At 41.5% G+C, this 20,446-nt stretch carries 20 protein-coding genes; 2 read left to right on the top strand and 18 right to left on the bottom strand.

Going from position 1 to position 20,446, the window contains the following annotated elements; all coding sequences use genetic code 11:
* The first annotated feature begins 922 nt into the window (after positions 1-922).
* Positions 923-2,608, top strand: a complete 1,686-nt coding sequence (gene aspT, locus VXQ11_RS12425) for an aspartate-alanine antiporter (RefSeq protein WP_416706156.1) — start codon at positions 923-925, stop codon at positions 2,606-2,608.
* Between the two features lie 54 nt (positions 2,609-2,662).
* Positions 2,663-4,264, top strand: coding sequence for a bifunctional aspartate transaminase/aspartate 4-decarboxylase (locus tag VXQ11_RS12430; RefSeq protein WP_416706157.1), 1,602 nt, complete (start codon positions 2,663-2,665; stop codon positions 4,262-4,264).
* A gap of 676 nt (positions 4,265-4,940) precedes the next feature.
* Here VXQ11_RS12430 and VXQ11_RS12435 read toward each other — a convergent pair.
* The 18 genes from VXQ11_RS12435 to VXQ11_RS12520 form a co-directional block, all read right to left on the bottom strand.
* A complete protein-coding gene (locus VXQ11_RS12435) occupies positions 4,941-5,201 on the bottom strand; it encodes a hypothetical protein (RefSeq protein ID WP_086044518.1) in 261 nt (86 codons plus the stop codon).
* Positions 5,201-5,950, bottom strand: coding sequence for an N-acetylmuramoyl-L-alanine amidase (locus VXQ11_RS12440; protein ID WP_416706158.1), 750 nt, complete (start codon positions 5,948-5,950; stop codon positions 5,201-5,203). Before VXQ11_RS12440 ends, VXQ11_RS12435 begins: the two co-directional genes overlap by 1 nt.
* Positions 5,947-6,507, bottom strand: a complete 561-nt coding sequence (locus VXQ11_RS12445) for a hypothetical protein (RefSeq protein WP_416656359.1) — start codon at positions 6,505-6,507, stop codon at positions 5,947-5,949. Before VXQ11_RS12445 ends, VXQ11_RS12440 begins: the two co-directional genes overlap by 4 nt.
* Positions 6,508-6,567: 60 nt before the next feature.
* A complete protein-coding gene (locus tag VXQ11_RS12450) occupies positions 6,568-7,425 on the bottom strand; it encodes a leucine-rich repeat domain-containing protein (protein ID WP_416706159.1) in 858 nt (285 codons plus the stop codon).
* Position 7,426: 1 nt separating this feature from the next.
* The gene (locus VXQ11_RS12455; RefSeq protein WP_416706160.1) at positions 7,427-10,318 is read right to left on the bottom strand and encodes a hypothetical protein; all 2,892 of its coding nucleotides are present in this window, start codon (positions 10,316-10,318) and stop codon (positions 7,427-7,429) included.
* A 171-nt stretch (positions 10,319-10,489) separates the two neighbouring features.
* A complete protein-coding gene (locus VXQ11_RS12460) occupies positions 10,490-10,795 on the bottom strand; it encodes a hypothetical protein (protein ID WP_416706161.1) in 306 nt (101 codons plus the stop codon).
* A 7-nt stretch (positions 10,796-10,802) separates the two neighbouring features.
* Entirely contained in the window at positions 10,803-11,720 is a 918-nt protein-coding gene (locus VXQ11_RS12465) for a phage BR0599 family protein (protein WP_416706162.1), read from the bottom strand.
* Positions 11,720-12,931: a hypothetical protein gene (locus tag VXQ11_RS12470; RefSeq protein WP_416706163.1), complete on the bottom strand. Its 1,212-nt coding sequence runs from the start codon at positions 12,929-12,931 to the stop codon at positions 11,720-11,722. The genes VXQ11_RS12465 and VXQ11_RS12470 overlap by 1 nt, the downstream gene beginning before the upstream one ends.
* 33 nt (positions 12,932-12,964) lie before the next feature.
* Positions 12,965-16,480 (bottom strand): tape measure protein, encoded by a 3,516-nt coding sequence (locus VXQ11_RS12475; protein WP_416706164.1) that lies wholly within the window; start codon positions 16,478-16,480, stop codon positions 12,965-12,967.
* A gap of 58 nt (positions 16,481-16,538) precedes the next feature.
* Positions 16,539-17,057, bottom strand: a complete 519-nt coding sequence (locus VXQ11_RS12480; RefSeq protein ID WP_416706165.1) for a hypothetical protein — start codon at positions 17,055-17,057, stop codon at positions 16,539-16,541.
* 220 nt (positions 17,058-17,277) lie between these two features.
* On the bottom strand, positions 17,278-17,805 hold the full coding sequence (locus VXQ11_RS12485) for a phage tail assembly chaperone family protein, TAC (RefSeq protein ID WP_416706166.1): 528 nt from the start codon (positions 17,803-17,805) through the stop codon (positions 17,278-17,280).
* Positions 17,806-17,865: 60 nt separating this feature from the next.
* Entirely contained in the window at positions 17,866-18,402 is a 537-nt protein-coding gene (locus VXQ11_RS12490; RefSeq protein WP_416706167.1) for a phage tail tube protein, read from the bottom strand.
* Between the two features lie 51 nt (positions 18,403-18,453).
* Complete coding sequence (gene gp17, locus VXQ11_RS12495) at positions 18,454-18,819, bottom strand: tail completion protein gp17 (protein ID WP_416706168.1); 366 nt, start codon at positions 18,817-18,819, stop codon at positions 18,454-18,456.
* Complete coding sequence (locus VXQ11_RS12500) at positions 18,816-19,307, bottom strand: HK97-gp10 family putative phage morphogenesis protein (RefSeq protein ID WP_416706169.1); 492 nt, start codon at positions 19,305-19,307, stop codon at positions 18,816-18,818. Before VXQ11_RS12500 ends, gp17 begins: the two co-directional genes overlap by 4 nt.
* Complete coding sequence (locus VXQ11_RS12505; RefSeq protein ID WP_416706170.1) at positions 19,289-19,648, bottom strand: phage head closure protein; 360 nt, start codon at positions 19,646-19,648, stop codon at positions 19,289-19,291. Before VXQ11_RS12505 ends, VXQ11_RS12500 begins: the two co-directional genes overlap by 19 nt.
* A 7-nt stretch (positions 19,649-19,655) precedes the next feature.
* Positions 19,656-19,895, bottom strand: coding sequence for a hypothetical protein (locus VXQ11_RS12510; protein WP_416706171.1), 240 nt, complete (start codon positions 19,893-19,895; stop codon positions 19,656-19,658).
* A 1-nt stretch (position 19,896) separates the two neighbouring features.
* A complete protein-coding gene (locus tag VXQ11_RS12515; RefSeq protein ID WP_416706172.1) occupies positions 19,897-20,106 on the bottom strand; it encodes a hypothetical protein in 210 nt (69 codons plus the stop codon).
* A gap of 1 nt (position 20,107) precedes the next feature.
* Positions 20,108-20,410 (bottom strand): head-tail connector protein, encoded by a 303-nt coding sequence (locus VXQ11_RS12520; RefSeq protein ID WP_086044501.1) that lies wholly within the window; start codon positions 20,408-20,410, stop codon positions 20,108-20,110.
* Between the last annotated feature and the right edge of the window lie 36 nt (positions 20,411-20,446).

Below are 20,446 nucleotides of genomic sequence, written 5' to 3' on the forward strand. Positions count from 1 at the left end.
TTCCTCTCTCACTATAAAAATATACCACTGAGAAATGACTGGGAATTCCATTTTCATTTTTAGCTGACATTGTCAGAGCTCAACAGGAAGCTCGCTCTACTGGGCTTGTTTTTTAATTTTATTTTTCCTCCCCCCTCTTTTTTTAATATCTGCAATTCGGTACGAGTACATCAGCCGTACCTACCAGCTACCAAGGTATTAGTTTTTTCCTTTCTGTCGAAAAAGAGTGAATGGAAAGTGTATTGAAAATGAACAATAAATAAGGCTGTAAACTGATTTATGAGCATGAGATCCCTATAGGCTTATTCAGATAATATTCCCAAGGTTCCTTATCTAAAACAAATAGTTCGGGAATTAATCTAACTTAACCCCTCATTATATTATTTTCGTCGCAATAAAATGAACGTTCATAATATAAAAAAACATATATCAAAATTTAATATAAAAATTAAAATCCAATACAAGAAAATCACCTCACACCAAGAATTAAAATTAATGAATATTTAAGTTAATTTTCATTAAAAATAAATTATTTTTAAATTCTGAATAAATTCAGGATTAAATATATAGTAACAATTACCTTTTAATATGTGAAAACTAACATATTGACCCTAAAACGCCTTCCAAAAAAGATTATTAATTACAATGTCTTAAGACAATCAAATAAAACCAAGTTTAAATAAAATAATATTTTCATTAAATAAAATATAGACTTAAATAAAAATCATATTTTGTTCCAAAATGTAATTCAATATAAAAAACGGATTTTAAATACATATATAAAATACTAAGCATTTGATTAATATAAAATCTAGAAAAAATACACTTATTTGCATTATTTAAATCCAACATAGTATTTTTATAAAGTGAAAATCAAAACTCAATTTAAAAATAGATTAAATAATAACAGTGAGTCTATAAAATGATTGAATGGATACAAGGTGAATTAAAACATAGCCCTGAAATTCTATTGTTTTTATCTTTGGCAATAGGCTTTTGGATTGGAAAATTTCAATTTGGCAAATTCCAGCTCGGCGGTGTTGCTGGCTCATTGTTAGCCGCTGTTGTGCTTAGTCTTATTGGTGTACCCGTCGACAATGGCGTTAAGGCCATCCTCTTTGCACTGTTTATTTATGCAGTAGGTTTCGAAAGTGGTCCCCAATTTTTCAAATCGCTGGGCCCCAAATCACTTAAAGAAATTATATTAGCGGTATTTATGGCAGTTTGCGGACTGGCTACCGTGCTCATCATGGCAAAAATATTCCAGCTGGACAAAGGAATGGCAGCAGGACTGGCAGCAGGCGGAATGACCCAATCGGCAATTATTGGTACAGCAGGCGATGCGATTTCCCGCCTAGACTTACCTGCCGCGGAGATCCAGAGGCTTCAAGCCAATGTCGCGATTGGATATGCAGTAACCTATATTTTCGGTTCACTCGGTGCCATTATTATCTGCGCGAGTATCGTACCAAAATTTATGGGTCGGGGCATTCGTGATGATGCGCTCAAGGCACAAGCTGAACAACTAAAAGGCGCCTTTCAACTGGCACCTGGGCAAGAACTTGCTATGCCTGAAATTGTTGGGCGTATTTATAGAGTTCAGCAAGCCTCAGGACAAACAATTTCAGAGCTTCAGTCAAAAATACCCAACATTACAATTGAACGGGTTAAACGCGGCACTCAATTTATTGATTCCTCTCTAGAAACCAAGCTCGAGACAGATGATATTATTCTGGTGATTGGTCGTAGAAGCAGTGTGGTTTCAATTGCTCAACATATCGGAACTGAGCTCGAGTCCTCTGAAGGCATGGAAATAGTCATGTCTACCACGGATATGATTCTCAGAAACTCCAAATACATTAATCGTACCCTAGGAGATGTGAGGGCCAACACCCCAGAATATCTAAAACATGGTATTTATGTACTTGGAATTAAAAGAAATAATGAATCAGTACCCATGGATGATAATACTGTTCTTCATAAAGGAGATGTCATTACTGTCTATGGTACAAAAAATGATCTTGATCGGATGGTCAAAGAAGGCGGTCGAGCCATATCCCAAAGTATAAAAACAGATTGGGTCTTCCATGGCATAGGTTTGGTTGTTGGTCTGTTAATTGGCTTAATCGTCATTCGTATTAGCAATATGCCATTAACACTGGGCGCTGGCGGGGGAGCACTTTTATCAGGGTTATTCTTTGGCTGGCTGCATAGCCGCAATCAGGTACGTGGCAACATGCCTCTGGCTGCATCTCAACTCCTCAAAGATTTAGGTCTGGCCGGTTTCGTGGCAGCCGTAGGTCTGCAATCCGGCTTACAAGCCTTTCAGACGATTAAACAAAGTGGCCTATCCCTCTTTCTGATTGGCGTAGTGGTAACAGTCGTCCCACTCATTCTCTCCATGCTTTTTGCACGCTATGTCCTGCGTTATGACAACGTTGCAGTGATGGCCGGAGCATTATCAGGTGCCCGAAGTGCCAACCCCGCTTTTGGTGTTGTCTTGGACAAAGCCGGAAACTCGATTCCAACAGTTCCATTTGCCATTACTTATGCCTTAGCCAATGTGTTTTTAACCTTGCTTGGTCCACTCATTGTGGGCCTGGCTTAACGACATCCACAAATTTCAATTTTGTCTGATTCATCATAATTTTGGAGATTCCTCATGGGAAACACTGATTACTCTAAATACTCAAAACTCAGTCCATTTGAGCTTAAAGATGAACTGATTGCGCTGGCAACAAGCCGCACGGATCGCATGATGCTGAATGCAGGCCGCGGTAATCCGAATTTCCTTGCTACTGTTCCACGGCGCGCCTTTTTCCAACTCGGTTTATTTTCTGCCACTGAATCAGAATTTTCATTTTCATATATGCCTGAAGGTCTAGGCGGATTTCCACGTTCACAAGGATTACAATCACGTTTTGAGCAATTTATTTTAGGAAATCGTGATAAACCTGGCGTTGTTTTTCTAGGTAAAGCAATTTCATATGTACGTGACCAGCTGGGACTGGATCCAGATGCTTTTTTACTGGAAATGGTTGAAGGCATTCTAGGCTGTAATTATCCTGTTCCTGACCGAATGCTCAGAGTCAGTGAAAAAATTATTAAAGAATATGTCCTTCGTGAAATGGGTGTCCAGAGTATGCCTAAAGAAGGACTGGATCTTTTTGCAGTAGAGGGTGGTACTGCTGCAATGGCCTACATCTTTAATTCATTAAAAGAAAATAAGATAATTTCGAATGGTGACCGTATTGCCCTGGGAGCGCCTATTTTTACTCCCTATATTGAAATTCCTAAGCTAAATGACTATGAACTTGAAGAAGTCATGATCCAGGCTGATCCTGAGCTTAACTGGCAATATCCGGAATCTGAATTACGTAAATTAGAAGATCCATCCATTAAAGCATTTTTTCTGGTCAATCCAAGTAATCCACCTTCAGTGAAAATAAATGATGAAGGACTGGCCATCATCGCAGATATTGTCAAGAAACGTCCTGACCTGATTATTCTGACTGATGATGTGTATGGAACATTTGCCGATAATTTCACTTCATTATTTGCCATATGCCCTGATAACACCATTCTGGTCTATTCTTTCTCTAAATATTTTGGAGCTACAGGATGGCGTCTTGGCGTCATTGCACTCACCAAAAATAATATTCTGGATCAAAAAATTGCAGCACTGTCCGCCAAGGATAAAAAGGAACTTGCAGAACGTTATTCCTCACTGACCACCGATCCTTCAAGTATCAAATTTATCGATCGGATGGTTGCCGACAGTCGAAATGTAGCTTTGAATCATACTGCCGGATTATCCACACCCCAGCAGGTACAGATGGTCCTTTTTGCCTTGTTTAATATGATGGATTCGCGTCAAAGCTATAAAAAAGCTGTCCAATCAGTCGTACGTGAACGGGATGCGGCTCTGTATCGGCAACTCGGGGTAGAAGTTCCTCAAGATCCGAACAGTGTGGATTACTACACTCTTGTAAGTCTGGAGAATACCGCACGTACTTTATATGGAGATGACTTTGCAGACTGGATCATGAAAAACAAAAATCCGACTGAACTGTTGTTCCGGGTCGCGGATGAAACCGGTGTAGTGCTTCTGCCTGGTTCCGGCTTTGGTGTTCAACATCCTTCAGCCCGTGCATCCTTAGCAAACCTGAATGAATATCAATATGCTGCGATAGGTATGTCTTTAAGCAATCTGGCTGCTGAAGCTTATGAGGAATACAAAAAAGAAAGTAAAAAGAAAAAATAATATTCAAATGAAGGAACTGAAGCCATATCTGGGTTTATTCCCCTACCCTTGGCAGATTCCTTTTTTAATGAATAACTGATCATTCCTGTTAAGTACGAACAGTATGAATATCAATTAGCAAAGTAAATATTCCACCTCAGCCCTAAAAGATATCACTGATCTTTTAGGGCTTCATCATGATACTGGCTTTTCCTATTTTTCTATTTTTATAGACTGAGCAGGCCAAATCTGTTTACTTTCTTGTTTTTCTCTAAAAAAGACTTCGTTTCCAATTCATTCCAATATTGTCATGGTAGTAAACCCGTACCTTTCAATGCTCTTTTTTAGCCGCAACCTTCTTGATCAATTTATAACATGAATTATTTTTTCATTATGGTGTAAAATTTGGCGCTAAATGCAAATTGCGTACTCTGGCTAAATATAGATTTTTCGCAGATTGCACCACCATGATTAAAGGCATGATTTTTTAATGACTCTCACCCACCCCATTGAAACTGCTCAATCTCCACGAATCAGTGTCGCACCTATGATGGATTGGCAATAACTATACATTTACCAATATAAATTCAATAACTTATAAGTTTAATAAAATCAATAGTTGCAATATGGTTGCATATAAACAAAAAATAGCCCTCAGTCCGAAGACCAAGGGCATAAAAAATAAGTGGACCACCTGTTAATAACGCTTGCTGTTAAATACAGATTTGGCGAAGTCAATAAAAGTAATAATTACCTTTGCCCAACGCTCCCAGTTCTGGCCAAGATCCGTGATAAATGACTTCAAGAAAGCCAGAACCCAAGCTTTTTTATCCGCTCCAGAATCACGTTCTTTTTCTGCTGCATCCATCGCATTTGCAGCCGTTTCATAGATTTCACGGCCAATTTTAGCTGCTTCAACAAACTCAGAAACAGCACTCGCAATTGTCAAAGCTGCCATTATTTATGCCCCTTTTCATATTCAATTAGAACCTTGGCCACAGCTTTTGCAGCCAGCCAGTAACGCGCATTAAATCGGGCAAGTTCGTCTTCATTGGAAATAAAACCAAGCTCTACAATCAAGCCACCAGCATTCACATACGCTAGACGGCCACGTGCTGATTTAGACTGATCAATCCAGCCATTATCACCACGTAAACGACTACCAAGCGCATCGGCTACAGCTTTGGATAAGTCCTGTGCAAGTTTTTTATCTTTAGGCAGTGCAATGGTTTCAATGCCATTTGCCTGTTTTGAAGCTGCTGCATTCATGTGGAATTCAACCGCCACGCTTGAGCCTTGAATTAATTTTACCGCAGCTGAGAGCGGGTCGTTCTTGGTGCCAGTACCATCCGTTTTGACCTGTATCCCCGCTTCACGTAAATAGTGAGTCACTGCATTGCGGAAATTGACGACCAGATCTGCTTCTTTCACTTTGCCATTTACGGCACCGGGATCTGTGTTGCTATGGCCGGCTGTAATGGTGGCGAAGCCTAAAGACTGATTGTATAATTGTGGTTGTGCAATCTTGCGACCTACCCAACTCAGTGCTGGCAATACAGTACCAATAATGAAAGGTGCATATTGTTCAGGGATAAAGTTGAAGTCTAATGCCCACTGTAGTGCTAAAACTGCAAGCATTAAAAAAGCCCCCAGTAGTGGGAGCTTTACGGATAAGTACTGTAATGCACTTTCTTGGATTAATTTCATTTTGTCTCACTCATATAGTTACGTTCGTAAAGTTTGTTGCGGATTTCTTCTAAGGTGCGAAGGGTCTGATCAGATTGTTTTTCGAGGACCTGAATTTTTTGACTATTCGCCATTGCTTGTGCATTCACTGTGTCAGTTTTGGCAGTTTGATTGTTCCAGGCGGCAGCAAAGACACCTATGATTGCAATCCCACCCCAACGAACCAGATTGGTCACACTATCTATTTTGGTTTTACTTTCATGCAGCACCCGGATCTGCATATCGACTTCTTTGTGCTTGACCTCAGCATCCATTCGCAGCTGCTTTATATCAGCTCGAATACTTGATTTTGTTCGGTCTAGATCTGCTTCAAAATCCCCTTTTGCCTGTTGCAGGTTGTTATCCAGGTGTTTTTGCTTTTCCTGAAGTTGATCAAACTGCATGCTCATTCGGTCGATCTTTTGAGGCACATCAGCCAATTTTTCCATACTTTGCCGCAACTGATTGATGTTGTCTGAAATTGCGTAAAGTTGACTTGGTGTTATTGGTGGCGGATCAGTTGAATAATCGTTGGACATTGCGCCCCCTAAATTTTGGTAATAAAAAAGCACCTATTGGTGCTGTATTAATTTTTTAAATTAAATTGCTTGTATTTGTGAAGCAAAAGCTGACCAGTTTGGCGCTGCTTGGTATGCTGCGACTGATGCTGCGGGGACCTTGATAATGCATCCTACAGGTATTCCTGCATTAGTGTCAGGGTTTCCAGTTGTCCCAAAAGTGAAAGTATTGCTTGCGATTGTTGGTGGATTTTCCGACAGCATTGTGATTACTTTTAAATTCGGGCATCGCATAAATGCTCCCGAAGGAATATTGGTTAAACTGGCGCTTAACGTTAAATACTCAAGAGATGACCAAGTACTAGCATTTTGCTTAAAAGCATTACTAGGAATTGTTGCGACTTGCGCTAAAAAATTAAAAGTCTTAACATTGTTAAACGCATTACTACTCCCTGACACATTATTTAAAATAAGTGACGCACTATATACATTTACACTGCTTGAAATAGTCAGCTCGTCAATATTGCACCCTGAAAAACAAGCTGAACCTGATATTGATGTTATTGAATTCGGAAGCAAAACATTTCTTAAACTTGACCAGCCTTGAAAATTTCCAGCCGTTAAACCTGTTACTTCTTTTATCTCCAGTGTTTTAACTTTTGTAAAAACAGCAGTGGACTCAGAAACGTAAAATGCATACGCAGGTAAATTACCTGGAAACTTTATTTTACAGTCCTCAAACCCACCAGCTACAGGGTTTTGTAGTTGAAAAGGAGCATCACCACCAACAGCGCCCGAAGGAGCATACAATTCGATTGATTTTGTTGCACTGTCTTTTTCTGCTGTGACAGTGATTTTTTCACCGCTTGTGTAACTCGCAGAGTCAAAAGACACTGTAAAATCACCATTTGCATCCGCAATGCCTGTATATGTCGTCATTTTATTCCTCAACCTCGATAGTAATAACTGAATTTGCTGAGGCTTTCCCCGTGATTTTTGAGCCATCAAACTGCATGTTTGCTTTCAGTGATGTATCAACATTCACACTAATATTAGCTGTTGGCACTGTGTTTCCTTCAACTTTTTCGCCATTGGTCGTCGCAGTTAAAATCAAACTCGCAGACTCAGCAAAAAAACTATGCTCATAAATTTGGTATGAATCATAATCATCACGAACTGACCATAATTTTAATTTGTGTGCTTTGTTCGGTAAAATTGTAGCCTCTGGAATCACATAATTATCAGCGTTGATATTATCAGCTGATAACAATACTCCATCTTGCAGTGTTGAAAGTTCAAGCGAATATGTCACACCCAACTCAGCAGCAATACCAGCATCATAGAAACCTAGAGATACACCACCTGTTTGCTGTATCCGATTCCGATGTACCCAAGACACAACCAAATCAGATGATACAAGCAAGGTTTCCGGCCATAACACGTTGTTAATTTTCACATTCGCTGGTGGATAAGGGCGAATGGCGCGAGATTTAATTTCAACCGGGACACCTGTTCCCGAAAGGCTCTGAATACCGCTTGGTGTCGTTGTTAAAACCTGAGCTTCAACAACCTCACTTTGTGCATATTGCGTAGAATCAAAAGCCACATCAGGCAAATCAAATACAAATAAAGACCCGCTACTATGCTTTTTCGGCACAGTATCAAGCACACCGCGCTTCACAGTTAAAACTTTCGTTTCATCATCAAAACTCACAAACCCCATTAGTTCATCATTTAATAAAATTAAATTATTTGAGTTTGCTACTTGGGTTAATGATCCAGTGACTGTAAATGATGAACTTGTTTCCGCAATCGGCTGATCAAGCTGCAAAATGTCACAATAATCAAGACGAGAAACCTGCTCAAACTCACCCACCCCACCATCGGTATAGAGCAGTGCGTTCAGTGAGTTGCTTTGCGGTTTTGCTGCGATTGCAGCCACATAGCCAATATCAGGATTATTAGACAACTCCAGATCAGCATTTGTTTGACCTGCGCGAAGCACAGTTAGATAATACGGGGCTTCAAATATTGCATTGTCGCTTGATTGCGGTGGCTGTGGCGTTGAATCAATCGGAGCATCAACTACAATCGAAGTATTCATTTCGCCTGAATACGGGATCACTTCTTCAAAATCAATGGTCACAGTGTTGTCAGTGCCATTACCTAAATTGATTTTCATGATTCGAGCAAGGATTGTGCCATTCCATTTTTTAGACCACGGCAAGCGAATCAAATCGTACCGATTCCATTTACGCGCTTCTTTCCAGCCAGTGCTAAAACTGCCCGACCACGCTGGAGTAGAAAACTGTTTTAACTTCCAGTTCGCCACAACCTCGGCATTTCGCATATTCATGAAATATGGGAACTCAGCAGACTCGGCATTCGCATGACCCATTGTTAAAATAGAGCCGTTTTCATAAACCGAAAAAGTAGAATTTTTAATACGTTCACGGTCGTAATATGTAACATTGAGTTGATTTACAATGTCATCACTATTCATGACTTCAAGTGACAAATCCTTGATTTTATTTTCTGCAATATCATGAATTTCATCTTCAGAAAACCAGTCATCGCGAAATAAAACCATTTCATACAAACCGGTCTGTCGGTTTACACGAATACCAGCCTCTATGTGATAGCAAAGTTCCTCGATGGCTTCGATGCATGATTTCTCATCAATCGCCCATGAAATACCCAATCCTTCATCGTAAATTCTGTCTGCTGCTTTAATAAAATTCTCATCATTCACATCGGACTCAGGCTTGCCCATTGCTGTGTCGCCTGTAAGAATTTCACGGATTTTGTGGATTGGGTTTATATCTCCTGCGCCGAAATCAACATATTGCTCAAATACATAACACTCAAACATACGTGCTGAAATATTTGCGCCAATCCGAGGTGATCCATTTTCAAAGACTATGCCATTAGAACGGGCTTTAATCCCTACCGCTACATACCCTCGACCCTTTGGAATGATAAAATATGCAGAAATCAAGGTCTGTGGATATTGCTGTGAAATTACAAGTGGCTTAGCTAAAGTCCCAATCACCTCATATTCAACTTCTTCTGCTAAGGTACTCGTATTGATAGAAAATTCTATGTGGGCGACTACCCCTATTTGTGGAATCAGATAAAACAAATGCGAATCAACTGGATCATTCGACTCCACGCTTTCTAGCGTACCACCTATGCTCCAAGCAAGACCTCTCCTATCAGCAGCGGCATAACTACCTGTGTATTCGAAAGGGGTTGTTTCTGTAGATTTCTCACCACCCGGTGTTACAACCTTGCCATCCAAGAGCGAAGTAAATTTTTGTGTATAAAGAAATTTATTCGCTTCGGTAAATTTGAAGTAATAACCTATTTCTGCTTTTTCATCATACCACTGCTCACGCCCGTCATTCCGCACATGAATTCGCTGCACCCATAGCAGCATCTCTTTCATGTAGCCTGAGTTTCCGAGGTAGAAACCGGGTGCTGTAGTTTGCTTTCCAGTAAGTGGATTGGTTGAAGTAAGCCCACGAAATACCAAATACGACTGATATGGATAGCCTGAAACTAGCGGTAAATATTGCTGGTAGACTTCGTTTGGTTCTTGATCTGGTGTGCCGAAGTGAATGTCAATATTCCCAGATACACCACCCTCATTTTCACCGTAGAGTGATAGCTTGCTGATTTCCAAGTGCGGGCTTGCATCACCCTTATCTTTTACAAGCCAGCCACGATTATCAAAATTAATCGCTAAAAGTTTCTCAATCCGATTGCCGATGAATGCTGCAAACTTTGCGTAATAACGATAGCCAACAACTTGTGAACTACTTCCGCCCATTTCTAGCCACCTCCACTACCTGCAAAGCCATTGCATCTTTTGTGTTTATGAAATCCTGAGCATCACGCCCATTCTTCAAGAAATCTTGCCAATCCCAACCTTGACGCAAAAAAAACGACCGGGTTCCACTAGAACACATTTTTGCTTTTCGAATATCAGACATATAAATTTTCATTTCTTACCCGACTTGGATTTAATCGCTTGAGTGGATTTATCCCAAATATCCGTAATATTGGCATGCACATGTGGACTGCCAGCAATGTCGTGAAATGAAATACCTTCATCCGCAATCGTGCCATCTAGCTGATTTGGTTTTGGTCGATTCTTTTTTTGCATCTTTTTCATTTCGAGGAAGGTGTAGACACCGACCGCTACAGATAGAGCAGCAAGCCCAATACCAACCGCGAGCCAAATAATTGCATCTAAGTGCTGCAGCTGATTCGCATCAAAACCAGCCAATAAAATATCAATATTCATTTTTATCCTACTTAATCAACTGAGTTTCCAATGGGTTTTCGGTCGGCATATTTGGATGACCACCAAAGCGTTTATGATTGTTGAATTTTTCATGACACATTTTCAGTGACTGATCGCAGCCTGGTGCCACTCGCACTACATCACCCACCTTCAGGCCGATATGCTGGCGATACAGTCGAGCACTATTGCTTCCACCGTTAATAATGAAGGTAAACACTCCATCCTTTTTCAGCACACCGCGATTTAACCAGCCAGACGGATAGGATTTGATTTCCATGATTGGATCACCATCTTCGAAAGTCGGATTGCCTTCACCATCCAAAACAGGCTGACCCAGATCATCGAGTACCGGGATCTGCTCAAATACCAGATTGCCTTCCTCATCTTTGACTTGAGTTGGATTCACCGTAAAAGCCACACTAAGGCCATTGATCGCGGTCACAGTCACATCAAATGACCACTCATCAAAATCAAGGCCGCAGTACTTGTCATAAATGGTATTTGGGCAGGTGCGCTGATATTTACGGGTCAAGATTTTGCGACGCATAAAACTTTCTGCGGTCGAGCAAACCAGCGTCATCGTATTGTCGCGGTCATCGAATTTTGGCTGAGTCACACGTCCTTTAAACAGCACCAGTGATTCAGATCCATCCAGTTCAATCAGGGTGAAATACACCGATTCCAGATAAATCTTGTTGAGAAAGACCTGAGTGAAATTGTCATCAGCATCATTGAAAAGCGGATATGGATGCGGAAAAGTCAGCTCGACTTCACACTTATCAATATCTGCATCTTCAATATTTCCCCGGCTTAAACCGCGCACCGGGTAATAGGTGATTTCATTGTGAGTAATCGCTTTACGTGCACTGGTGAAAAACCACTGCTTATCCCCATGCTTAAATTGATAAAGTTCTACACGTGCCATTAGTTATCAATCTCCACAATTGGAACAGTAATTCTTGATTTACCAGCACCTAAAAATTGAAACTCGATACGATCTGCATCCAGGCGGTGCAGCCCTAAATAACAGATGGTTTGAATATCATTTCGATGCGTATTGATTGCCGGCAAAACCGTGAGTGAGCCACCAGTCCGGCCGGTAATTTCATGCGCTGACCAGCTGCCATCCTTGCGCTTGACTGCAATATGTTTGCGGTCGGCTTCAACGATGTATTTGGTATTGGTGCTTAAACTGGTGGTGATGTTGCCGGTGTTTAAAATATTCAGATGTTTTTCATATAGCGGCATCCAGAAAGCCCGGGACCGGCCAGACCGACGAAACAAGAACCGGCGATAAGCATTGAACTCTAACCAGTCTTTCAAAACCGAAGTAAACGGCTTGAGATACTTGGGTTTTGCATGATGGGTATACTGCTGAAAGCCGCCAACTGAGCCATCCACGATGTTCTGGTGCTGCGTCAGTGTCATTTCCAGTGAACTACCATCTAAGATCAATGGTTTCCAGTACAGATCATTTCCCTTGTATTGATCTGGAACATCCCCTTCATGCTCTGGTAAATCCTCTGCCAACACCCGGAAAACGATTGAAGCATTGGACCAGAAACCACCCGCATTGATTGAGGCATCCCCATCAATGATGCAGATCCGTAGCGGCATAATCACCGCATTGGTCACAGTCACATTGTCAGCCAGTCGAAAGCCATCCTGGTATTCAGTAATGAGTTCCTGAATTACCTCATCCGTTTCCGGGTCCCGAATTTCTTCCTGGATGATGATGTAGCGGCCACGATCAATGATCTCGACCACCTGACCACCTTCACTGCTATCAATAAAAGCAAAACCGACTCTAAGGTCGGCTATGGTGTCTGCTGCATCGAGAATGATGTAATCATCATCAACGATATCTGGAATGCTTCGCTTCACCTGACGCAGCGGAATACCCCACTGCCCGCGCAAATTAGCATAGAGCATGTGGAACAGATCACCCATGGCTTTACGCAGCTGGGTGTAATTAAAGTTCAGGATCTGGCGTGGTGCTTCACGTAATGGATAACGCTCTTCACTACCATCAAATGATTCATGAACTTCGGTCATCCATTCCAGGCTTTCAGTTGAATCCAGTAGAGGGCAATTTGTTAATACGTGCACCTCGCCATATGACGTTTGTATTTTCATTTTGTCCTCATAAAAGAAACCCACCGAAGTGGCTCATATTTTGCTGCGATTACGCTTCATGTGATACAGGAATGCTTTCTCGCCATCTGGACTGTACAGCCAGTCTTTGGCTTCATCCTCATCCTTAACCATAATCACGCGTAGGTTGTTGTCGATAGTCTGAGGCTTATGGTTTTGATTCACAGCTGTACTCGGCAACCCATTCCCAACTTTAGGCGTCAATGCAGTACTTTGACGCTGTGGAATTTCGCCATAACGGTTCATATAGTTTAGATCCGCAATCCCGATTTTCTGGGTTGCCGCATATCGCATCATGAATTCGCCATTTGACGCACGGATTGGAATGTCATCACTGGTACCCGTTCCTGGTCCCGTAATCAGACCACCGGTGGCATATGCTCGGGGTGACAATGCAGATACAGCAGCTTGGAGTAATCCCGTTTCCATGGTCGCCATGCCGACTGCCGGCAGGTTATATGGAAACGGTGCTGAAGCCCATGCAGCAGAAATAGCTGTATAGCTGTTCATTGCTGTCGAAAATAAAGCTGCACCTTTTTGAATACCGCCCAGCACTGCATAAGCAGATGATGTTTCTGACACCATGCCTTGCATTAATCCAGCAAACTGAGCACCATAACCAGCTTGCAGCCCAATTGATTTCGACTGCCAGTCAGTCTCAATCATCTGCATCCGATCATGGTGTGCTTGCCAGATTGCTTCACGTTCAGCAGCTGTTTCAGCCAGAGCCATAGATGTATCAAATACATCTTGAGACTCATCAGTACGTCTAAAGCGGGTTTGATCCAAACTGTACTGATCACGAGTCCCGGTCATTTCAGAGAAAGTACCACCCCAGTTTGCAATCGCATCCTGATTCATCTGACGCTTTTCAAGATCCTGGGCAGCTTTCGACAATGCAATCAATTGTCGTTTTTCATCCTTGGCATATTCAGAATTCAATTCAATACGACGACGTTCATAATCATATTGAATATCTAGGTTCTGAATATCAGTCCTTAATGACTCCCCAGCATCACTGATCCGCTGCTGTACTTCCAATTTAGCCCAGGCAATATTTCGCTCATGCTCTTCATTTAAAGCTTTACGTCTTGTTTCACGCTCTCCTTTAAATGATTCAGCCATCAAGCCAATACGTCTATTTTCAATTTCACGCTGAACATTGAGTTTTTCCTCTTCATTCATTTTGAATGCATAGAGTTCATAGCCAAGTTCAATTTCGTAAAGCTGCTTTTCCGCATCATGCTTTTTCTGTGCCCAGGCAAGATAATTGGCCATCTGTGCTGGACTATCAGAAAATGCTTTTCTGATCTCGGACTTTTCCTTTTCAAGATCGTATTGCAACTGAACTTCACGGGTACTATAGCGATAATTCACTTCATACTTGAGTTGAGCAATTTCTTCATTAAGACGTTTCGCTTCTTCAGCCTGGCGTTTGGCTTCACTGGCATCGGCTTTTGCTGATGCACGTGCTAATTTTGAAGCTTCAGATTCTGCTTTACTTCGCTGTTCAGCAATTTTTCCCTGATTAGCGATTTCAGTAATGAGTTTTTTCTGCTCAATCGTAACGCCCTGAATGCCTTTCTTCTCGTTTTCACGATAAGCTTCCAACAATAAACTGGCTTCTTCTGCGGTCTTGCCACGACTGATAACACCATTTTTAAAGGCTGCATCAAATAATTTACTCTGCAGTGAAGAAGTGTATTCACGGTTAGCTGCTGCTGCATCACGCGTATTGGCTGCATCGGTGGTCATCGCATTGGCTTTACCACGGACAGCCCCAGCCGTACCATTGGCCGCTCTGGTAGTAATATCCAGCTGACTATTGACCAAGCCAGCAGCCTGAGTATTTTTATCCAGCCCAGCTTTACTTTGATCAAGCTTGGTTGTTAAACCTGCAATTTCTTCAATGATATTGCTACTTAAACCAAGCTTATTAAACTCAGCCAAAGCTTCATTGCCGGTGATTGCTCCATTTTTCAAGTCTTCTAAAATACTGTTGTATTTTGTCCACTTTGAAACATCAAAACCCAAATCCCAAGTGACTTTCAACTCGCCCAAAGATTGAATGGTCTGTTGAATTTCATCTCGATTTTCAGCCATGGCATTCTTGATTTTGGTACGTTCAGTAATCAGCTGCTGTTCATTGAGTTTTTGATAAGCATCAGTCAAATCACGTACAGCCGGAACCTGACTTGCCAGTGAATCAGTCGCCTTTTCTGTATTATCACGCATCATCAGATAACCCGCTGCGACCGTAGCAACGGCTATGCCCAAGCCCACAGGCCCTAGCAACATTCCCATCGACAGACGGCCAGCTGTAGCTAATCTGGTTTGTGATGCGGTATATACATCAGTGGCCACAGTTGAACGCTTGATTTGAATTTCGTGTGCAATTTCTGCAGCAGTCAGACGCTGTACAGCTGCTGCACGGGCAGTCGCAGTAGTCGCTGCATTATATTCAGCACGTGCCATATTGACTTCAGTAGCTGCCAAAGCGACCAATTGCTTTTGACGCAATGCTTCAGCACCAGCGGCTTGAACCTGTGCTGCTGTATCTGCAAGAGTAGCCTGGCGTGAGGCCATTGATGTGACAATATCTTCTTTCAAAGCCACAGTTTTCGTTACGATTGCAGTAGTTAAATAACCCACCCCAACTACTGCTGCACCACCAGCTACGACATCAATATTATCTGCAACAATTCCCAAACTATCAGCAAAGACACCTGTCGCACCTGTCCCACGGTTAAGTTCCCCAACAACACGTGAAATAGCATTTGATAGTTTTTGAGCACCATCGGCTGCACTGTTGACCATGGCATCCGCCAAAGCTTTATTGCCATCAGCACCAAGTAATAAGCCTTTGTGCAGATCTGTCGCTGCCAGCTTACCATCAGCACCCAGTTTACGAATCTCGGCCGTACTTTTACCAGTAGCCTTAGATACATCATTTAAAATGTTCGGTGCAGCTACCATCAAGCTGAACCAGGCATCTGCTTCAACCTTGCCTTTATCCAAAATCTTGCCATAGGCATCCATAGCCGACTGTGCTTTATCTACAGAAGTCGCATTATGTACAAATGAATAGGATAAAGAATCTGAAATAGCTAAAACCTGTTGGGTGTTATAGCCTAATTCTTGTAAGCCGCCCGATGTGGAAAGATAAACTTCCTGGGCTTCTTTTAATGAACGGAAAGTCCCATTGGCTGTATTGTACAAATGCTTTTGCACCATATCGTACTCTTCAGCACTTTTGGTGGCCTGGGAAATACGCGCTGCAGTCTGGGTATATTCATCAGCAATACGCACTACACTGCCAATCGAAATTGCTGCCAGTGATGCCTTTAAGGTTGTACCAAAGGCACCAATCGCCCTGCTGGTCTCTTCACTCTGTTTTTCAACTTTCTCCATTGAAGAAACAATGTTTTTACTGGAAGTACCGGCTTGCTGTTCTGCTTTTTTTAGTGGCTGTTCAAAGTTGACAGTTTTGGCAACCAGATCGAGAGTTAAAACACCTAAACTTCCTGACATCACTTTTCTCCAGGCATAAAAAAACCCCACTTATGTGGGGAGTTAATTTCAAAGAATCTCATTGAATTTGTTTAGAAAATCTCTGTAAGGCTTTAAATGCTAAGGTGTCTTTTCCATTATCAATTAAATATGTTTCAATGTAGCTACCATCAGTTCTATCAACCTTAAACCAAACTTTCTGAGCAGTAAGCAACTTATCAAAGTCCGATTTTTTAATAACAAACCGCTGAAAGGATTGTTTATATAATCCAGTGAGCTTTAAATCAGATGCTTCTGTCACTCTAGTTGCTCTAATGATCTCACCATCAATATTAATTAACAGATCAGACATAATTACAAAATCACGTAATACATGTAAATCTAAGCCAACTAAATCATTTAATGAGCTTTTCCATACAGCTCCAACAGATAGACATGTTTGCTTCATATTCAAGCATGAGGAAGATCCATAGGGTTTTAGAGATACCTCTTTTGTCCCATCAAATCCACTTGTTTTTATGCTCACGCCTTTGGGATCTGCATGTGCCGCTACAGTTAAAGAAGCAAGTAATAACCCTATACTTAATATTTTTTTCAAGACCCTAACCCCTTAATTATAAGAGGTTAGATTTTATTCTATTTTTTTGGATTGCCCTAATCTTCATCACCACCATATTGAGCAAAAGCAGCTTCAAAGGTCAGCTCTGGTGCATCGTGATAAGGCAAGAAATCCCATATATCGACATCAGTGACCCCATTGCTCTGCATGGCCATCAACTTCAATTCAGCAAGGGATTCATCCAGCCTCAATCCAAAATTCAGGCTTCCGCGTCTGTTTCGGTAGTTTTGCCAGAAGGCGTATTCCCACTGTGAGATTTTGCTTTTGATTTCGGTGATGCTGTTTCCACAGATTCCGTGGATTGCGAGTTCTGCAAAGATTTCGTTTCGTTCGAAGTCTTCGTCACTGACTTTCCCCAGAACAGGTTAATGCTATTTGATGCATCCCAGAAGGCACGACACATATCTGGCCCACACTGGAACACCTGTTCAATATTTTCAAAAAATGGCGTACCTTTTTCATCAGTACAAATTGTGGCAAAAATATGGGCAGCTTTTAAACGGGAAACATTAATTTTTTCAAGCTGCATAAGGCTTTCATCTTCTTCATGCGGCTTCCATGTATAGGCTTTTTCTAGTTCATCGGCATGGGTATAACTTATTTTTTTGACATAAACCTGACCAGGAATTTCCACACCCTGTTCAATAAATTTGACATTAACCAGAACAGGGAGCTGATTAATATTTTGTTTAATTTTTGCTTGTAATGCTTTCGGGTCTAAAATCATGGCAGTTTCCAATTAACAGAAAAGAAAGCCCCTAGTTCTAGGGGCAATATAGAGATTGAATTAAGGGCCAACTGGTGGCACCGGTACCGCTGTTTCACGAATCCATTCAACTTTTGACTGACGCTGAATAGTCACTGTGGTTTTCACAATGGTATTGGCATCAAAATCCAGCGGGAATGATTCAACATAACCTTTGAACTTGGTCCAGCTGCGCTGATTTGAAAGTGTCAAGTCACCTGTAGCTTCATCAAGAACAGGAACAATGTGCTTGACTGTGCCACGTTTCTTGCCTGGCCAACCCTGAACGAACACTGCAGATTCACCGCTATCCTGCATATCATATAAGCGGCCATGGCTTGCATTAGTCGGATCTGCATTAATTCCGAATGTAGCGGTACCGGTATCGGATAAACCACCTCCTTCGAGATACGTTTTATTGTGTTCCTCTTCCAAACACGTATCTTCAATTTTTTCTTTTGAATCGGTGCCCGGCTTAATATCGGTCGGACAACCAATTTTTACCAGTTCAAATTTGGTCGGATCAGCTACTGCCTGAACGACCATCCACAACATACTGCCTTGAGTACGACGCGACATTTTTGATACTCCAAAAAAAACCGCCTCAAGGGCGGTCATGTGATTAATAATTTAAGGTTCTTCAAACCATCGGGTGTCTAAGCGAATACGCCACAAGTTTGACGAATCACGTTCATTTCCTGTGAAACCTTCGACATAACAATGTTCTGAAATGGCATTTCTCAACAATTTGGCAATCTGTCGATTTTCTGCCTTACTTTTGCTGTAAACATCTATCTGCACCAGGGCTTCATCCATATCGGATGGATCGGACAAGTAGTGCTGGCCCTCAGCATGAATAATTTGCCAGCAAACATAAGGTGGGCTTTGATTGAGATCTGCATCAAACTCAGCGACTTTTAGGCCGACACTGTCTGTCAGTAGACCTCGTAATAAGGGTTCAGCAGAACAAAGTTCCTCTAGAGGAATAATAATCATGTTCGAATATCCTCTAAAATGCTTTTCTTTAAGTCTTCAGTGAAAATCTGTTCAGCCTCACCTTTTTTTGCAGCGAATGCTGGACGCAAATAAGGTTGAGCAGCAGTTTTTGCAGTTCCAAATTCGACCAGCCAAAAGTGCCGGGTATCATTGGTCAAGGGAGTATAGTAAGGGCTTGCTACTCGCCCCTTGCCTTTACGCTGCATCTTCTTATTAGTTTTCCAAAACTCACCCCCACCTTTGACCCCGACTCGTACTTTAATTGAGCCTTTATCTTTGGTTTTACCGGATCGAATGACAATATTTTTATGAATGGCAGCACTGGTATCAGGATCATCAATTTTTTTAGCATTCTCCCTAGCAGCATCTTGAAGTGTTTTAGCTGCTTTACGAGCTGCTTTACGTGCATGTTTTTTTTGAGTGTTTAATCTCATTTTTTCCATTTGTTTAAGGACTTCATCAAGCCCTGTTAAATTGGTTCTAACCATACCGCGCTCCCACTCTCGCAGGCCAAGGTTATCCATTCCTTGCCAGATTTATTATCGGGCAATGCCCCAATAATTTTATAAACCTGTTCATCACAAAGCAGTCGATAATCTTGCCACTGAATATTTTTTGGAACATCGCTAAAACGCATCACAATACGATGACTGACTTTGACCTGATTGGCTCGAGCACCGATAAACTCACTGACACTCACACCCTGAATATCAGCCCAGACTGGAAATTCGGTAACATAACCTTCCACCCGATCACCAGATCCATCCTTTGCCTGAACAATGGCCTTTTTTTGCACTTCGACATAATCGGTTAATTTGCCTGTTTGCATGGTTCACCTACCCTGTCATCAACTCTGGGTTTGAACCTTTATCATTTGGATCTGGTTCAAATGAAAATTTAACATCTAAAGGTTTTTCAAATAAAACAATAGTTTCGTATTTGTATCGGGCTTCTTTGTCTACATTTATGCTGATGCTTAAAATTTCTAAACCTTTGCGCTCTGCATGCTTATTTACAACATCTGCCAATACAGCAGCCGTTGAACATGCAAATTTTTCTAAGAATGTTCTTGGCATGCTAATCTCCCAGCTCATGAATACCAGCTGTCCAATCGAGTGATTCTTTAAGATCATGTTCAATATCGGCAAGAAGCTCATTGATACAGCCTGTTGAAACTACAACTTCGCCTTCTCTCATTTTCTCTTGAAAAACCAAAACCTTTTTTAATGCATTTTCTTGAGCAATAATTGAATGCATTGATGCTTTTTTTATTAAACGTTTTGACATATTAAATTCCCATTTTGCGGTAAGACATCATCAAGTTTTCCAGGGTTTTATTGGTGGTCATGATGGTGCCAACCACTTGAGATTCCCGGTTGTTATATAAATCACCAATAATCAGCAGGGCGGCATATTGCAGATCCTCAGGCAACACACCGTCCACACAAACATCCACCAGAGGTTTATCCAGGAAGTTTTCGATGTGTTTTAAAGCTGCTTTAATGAGCAATCGAATATGTGCATCTTCACGATTGTGCAGCACACGCAATTGAAACTTTGCGCTTTCAAGTGTGACCAGTTCTTCGCTCATGAAAATAGCCTTTTTTTGACGGAAAAAGAGGTATAA

The sequence above is a fragment of the Acinetobacter sp. 197 genome (assembly GCF_048148385.1).
In the GTDB taxonomy this organism is placed as follows: Bacteria; Pseudomonadota; Gammaproteobacteria; order Pseudomonadales; family Moraxellaceae; genus Acinetobacter; species Acinetobacter pecorum.

Excerpts from the sequence above, each read along its gene's own strand:
- aspT (WP_416706156.1), top strand. The coding sequence starts at position 923 with ATGATTGAATGGATACAAGGTGAATTAAAACATAGCCCTGAAATTCTA.
- VXQ11_RS12430 (WP_416706157.1), top strand. The coding sequence starts at position 2,663 with ATGGGAAACACTGATTACTCTAAATACTCAAAACTCAGTCCATTTGAG.
- VXQ11_RS12435 (WP_086044518.1), bottom strand. The coding sequence starts at position 5,201 with ATGGCAGCTTTGACAATTGCGAGTGCTGTTTCTGAGTTTGTTGAAGCA.
- VXQ11_RS12440 (WP_416706158.1), bottom strand. The coding sequence starts at position 5,950 with ATGAAATTAATCCAAGAAAGTGCATTACAGTACTTATCCGTAAAGCTC.
- VXQ11_RS12445 (WP_416656359.1), bottom strand. The coding sequence starts at position 6,507 with ATGTCCAACGATTATTCAACTGATCCGCCACCAATAACACCAAGTCAA.
- VXQ11_RS12450 (WP_416706159.1), bottom strand. The coding sequence starts at position 7,425 with ATGACGACATATACAGGCATTGCGGATGCAAATGGTGATTTTACAGTG.
- VXQ11_RS12455 (WP_416706160.1), bottom strand. The coding sequence starts at position 10,318 with ATGGGCGGAAGTAGTTCACAAGTTGTTGGCTATCGTTATTACGCAAAG.
- VXQ11_RS12460 (WP_416706161.1), bottom strand. The coding sequence starts at position 10,795 with ATGAATATTGATATTTTATTGGCTGGTTTTGATGCGAATCAGCTGCAG.
- VXQ11_RS12465 (WP_416706162.1), bottom strand. The coding sequence starts at position 11,720 with ATGGCACGTGTAGAACTTTATCAATTTAAGCATGGGGATAAGCAGTGG.
- VXQ11_RS12470 (WP_416706163.1), bottom strand. The coding sequence starts at position 12,931 with ATGAAAATACAAACGTCATATGGCGAGGTGCACGTATTAACAAATTGC.
- VXQ11_RS12475 (WP_416706164.1), bottom strand. The coding sequence starts at position 16,480 with ATGTCAGGAAGTTTAGGTGTTTTAACTCTCGATCTGGTTGCCAAAACT.
- VXQ11_RS12485 (WP_416706166.1), bottom strand. The coding sequence starts at position 17,805 with ATGATTTTAGACCCGAAAGCATTACAAGCAAAAATTAAACAAAATATT.
- VXQ11_RS12490 (WP_416706167.1), bottom strand. The coding sequence starts at position 18,402 with ATGTCGCGTCGTACTCAAGGCAGTATGTTGTGGATGGTCGTTCAGGCA.
- gp17 (WP_416706168.1), bottom strand. The coding sequence starts at position 18,819 with ATGATTATTATTCCTCTAGAGGAACTTTGTTCTGCTGAACCCTTATTA.
- VXQ11_RS12500 (WP_416706169.1), bottom strand. The coding sequence starts at position 19,307 with ATGGTTAGAACCAATTTAACAGGGCTTGATGAAGTCCTTAAACAAATG.
- VXQ11_RS12505 (WP_416706170.1), bottom strand. The coding sequence starts at position 19,648 with ATGCAAACAGGCAAATTAACCGATTATGTCGAAGTGCAAAAAAAGGCC.
- VXQ11_RS12510 (WP_416706171.1), bottom strand. The coding sequence starts at position 19,895 with ATGCCAAGAACATTCTTAGAAAAATTTGCATGTTCAACGGCTGCTGTA.
- VXQ11_RS12515 (WP_416706172.1), bottom strand. The coding sequence starts at position 20,106 with ATGTCAAAACGTTTAATAAAAAAAGCATCAATGCATTCAATTATTGCT.
- VXQ11_RS12520 (WP_086044501.1), bottom strand. The coding sequence starts at position 20,410 with ATGAGCGAAGAACTGGTCACACTTGAAAGCGCAAAGTTTCAATTGCGT.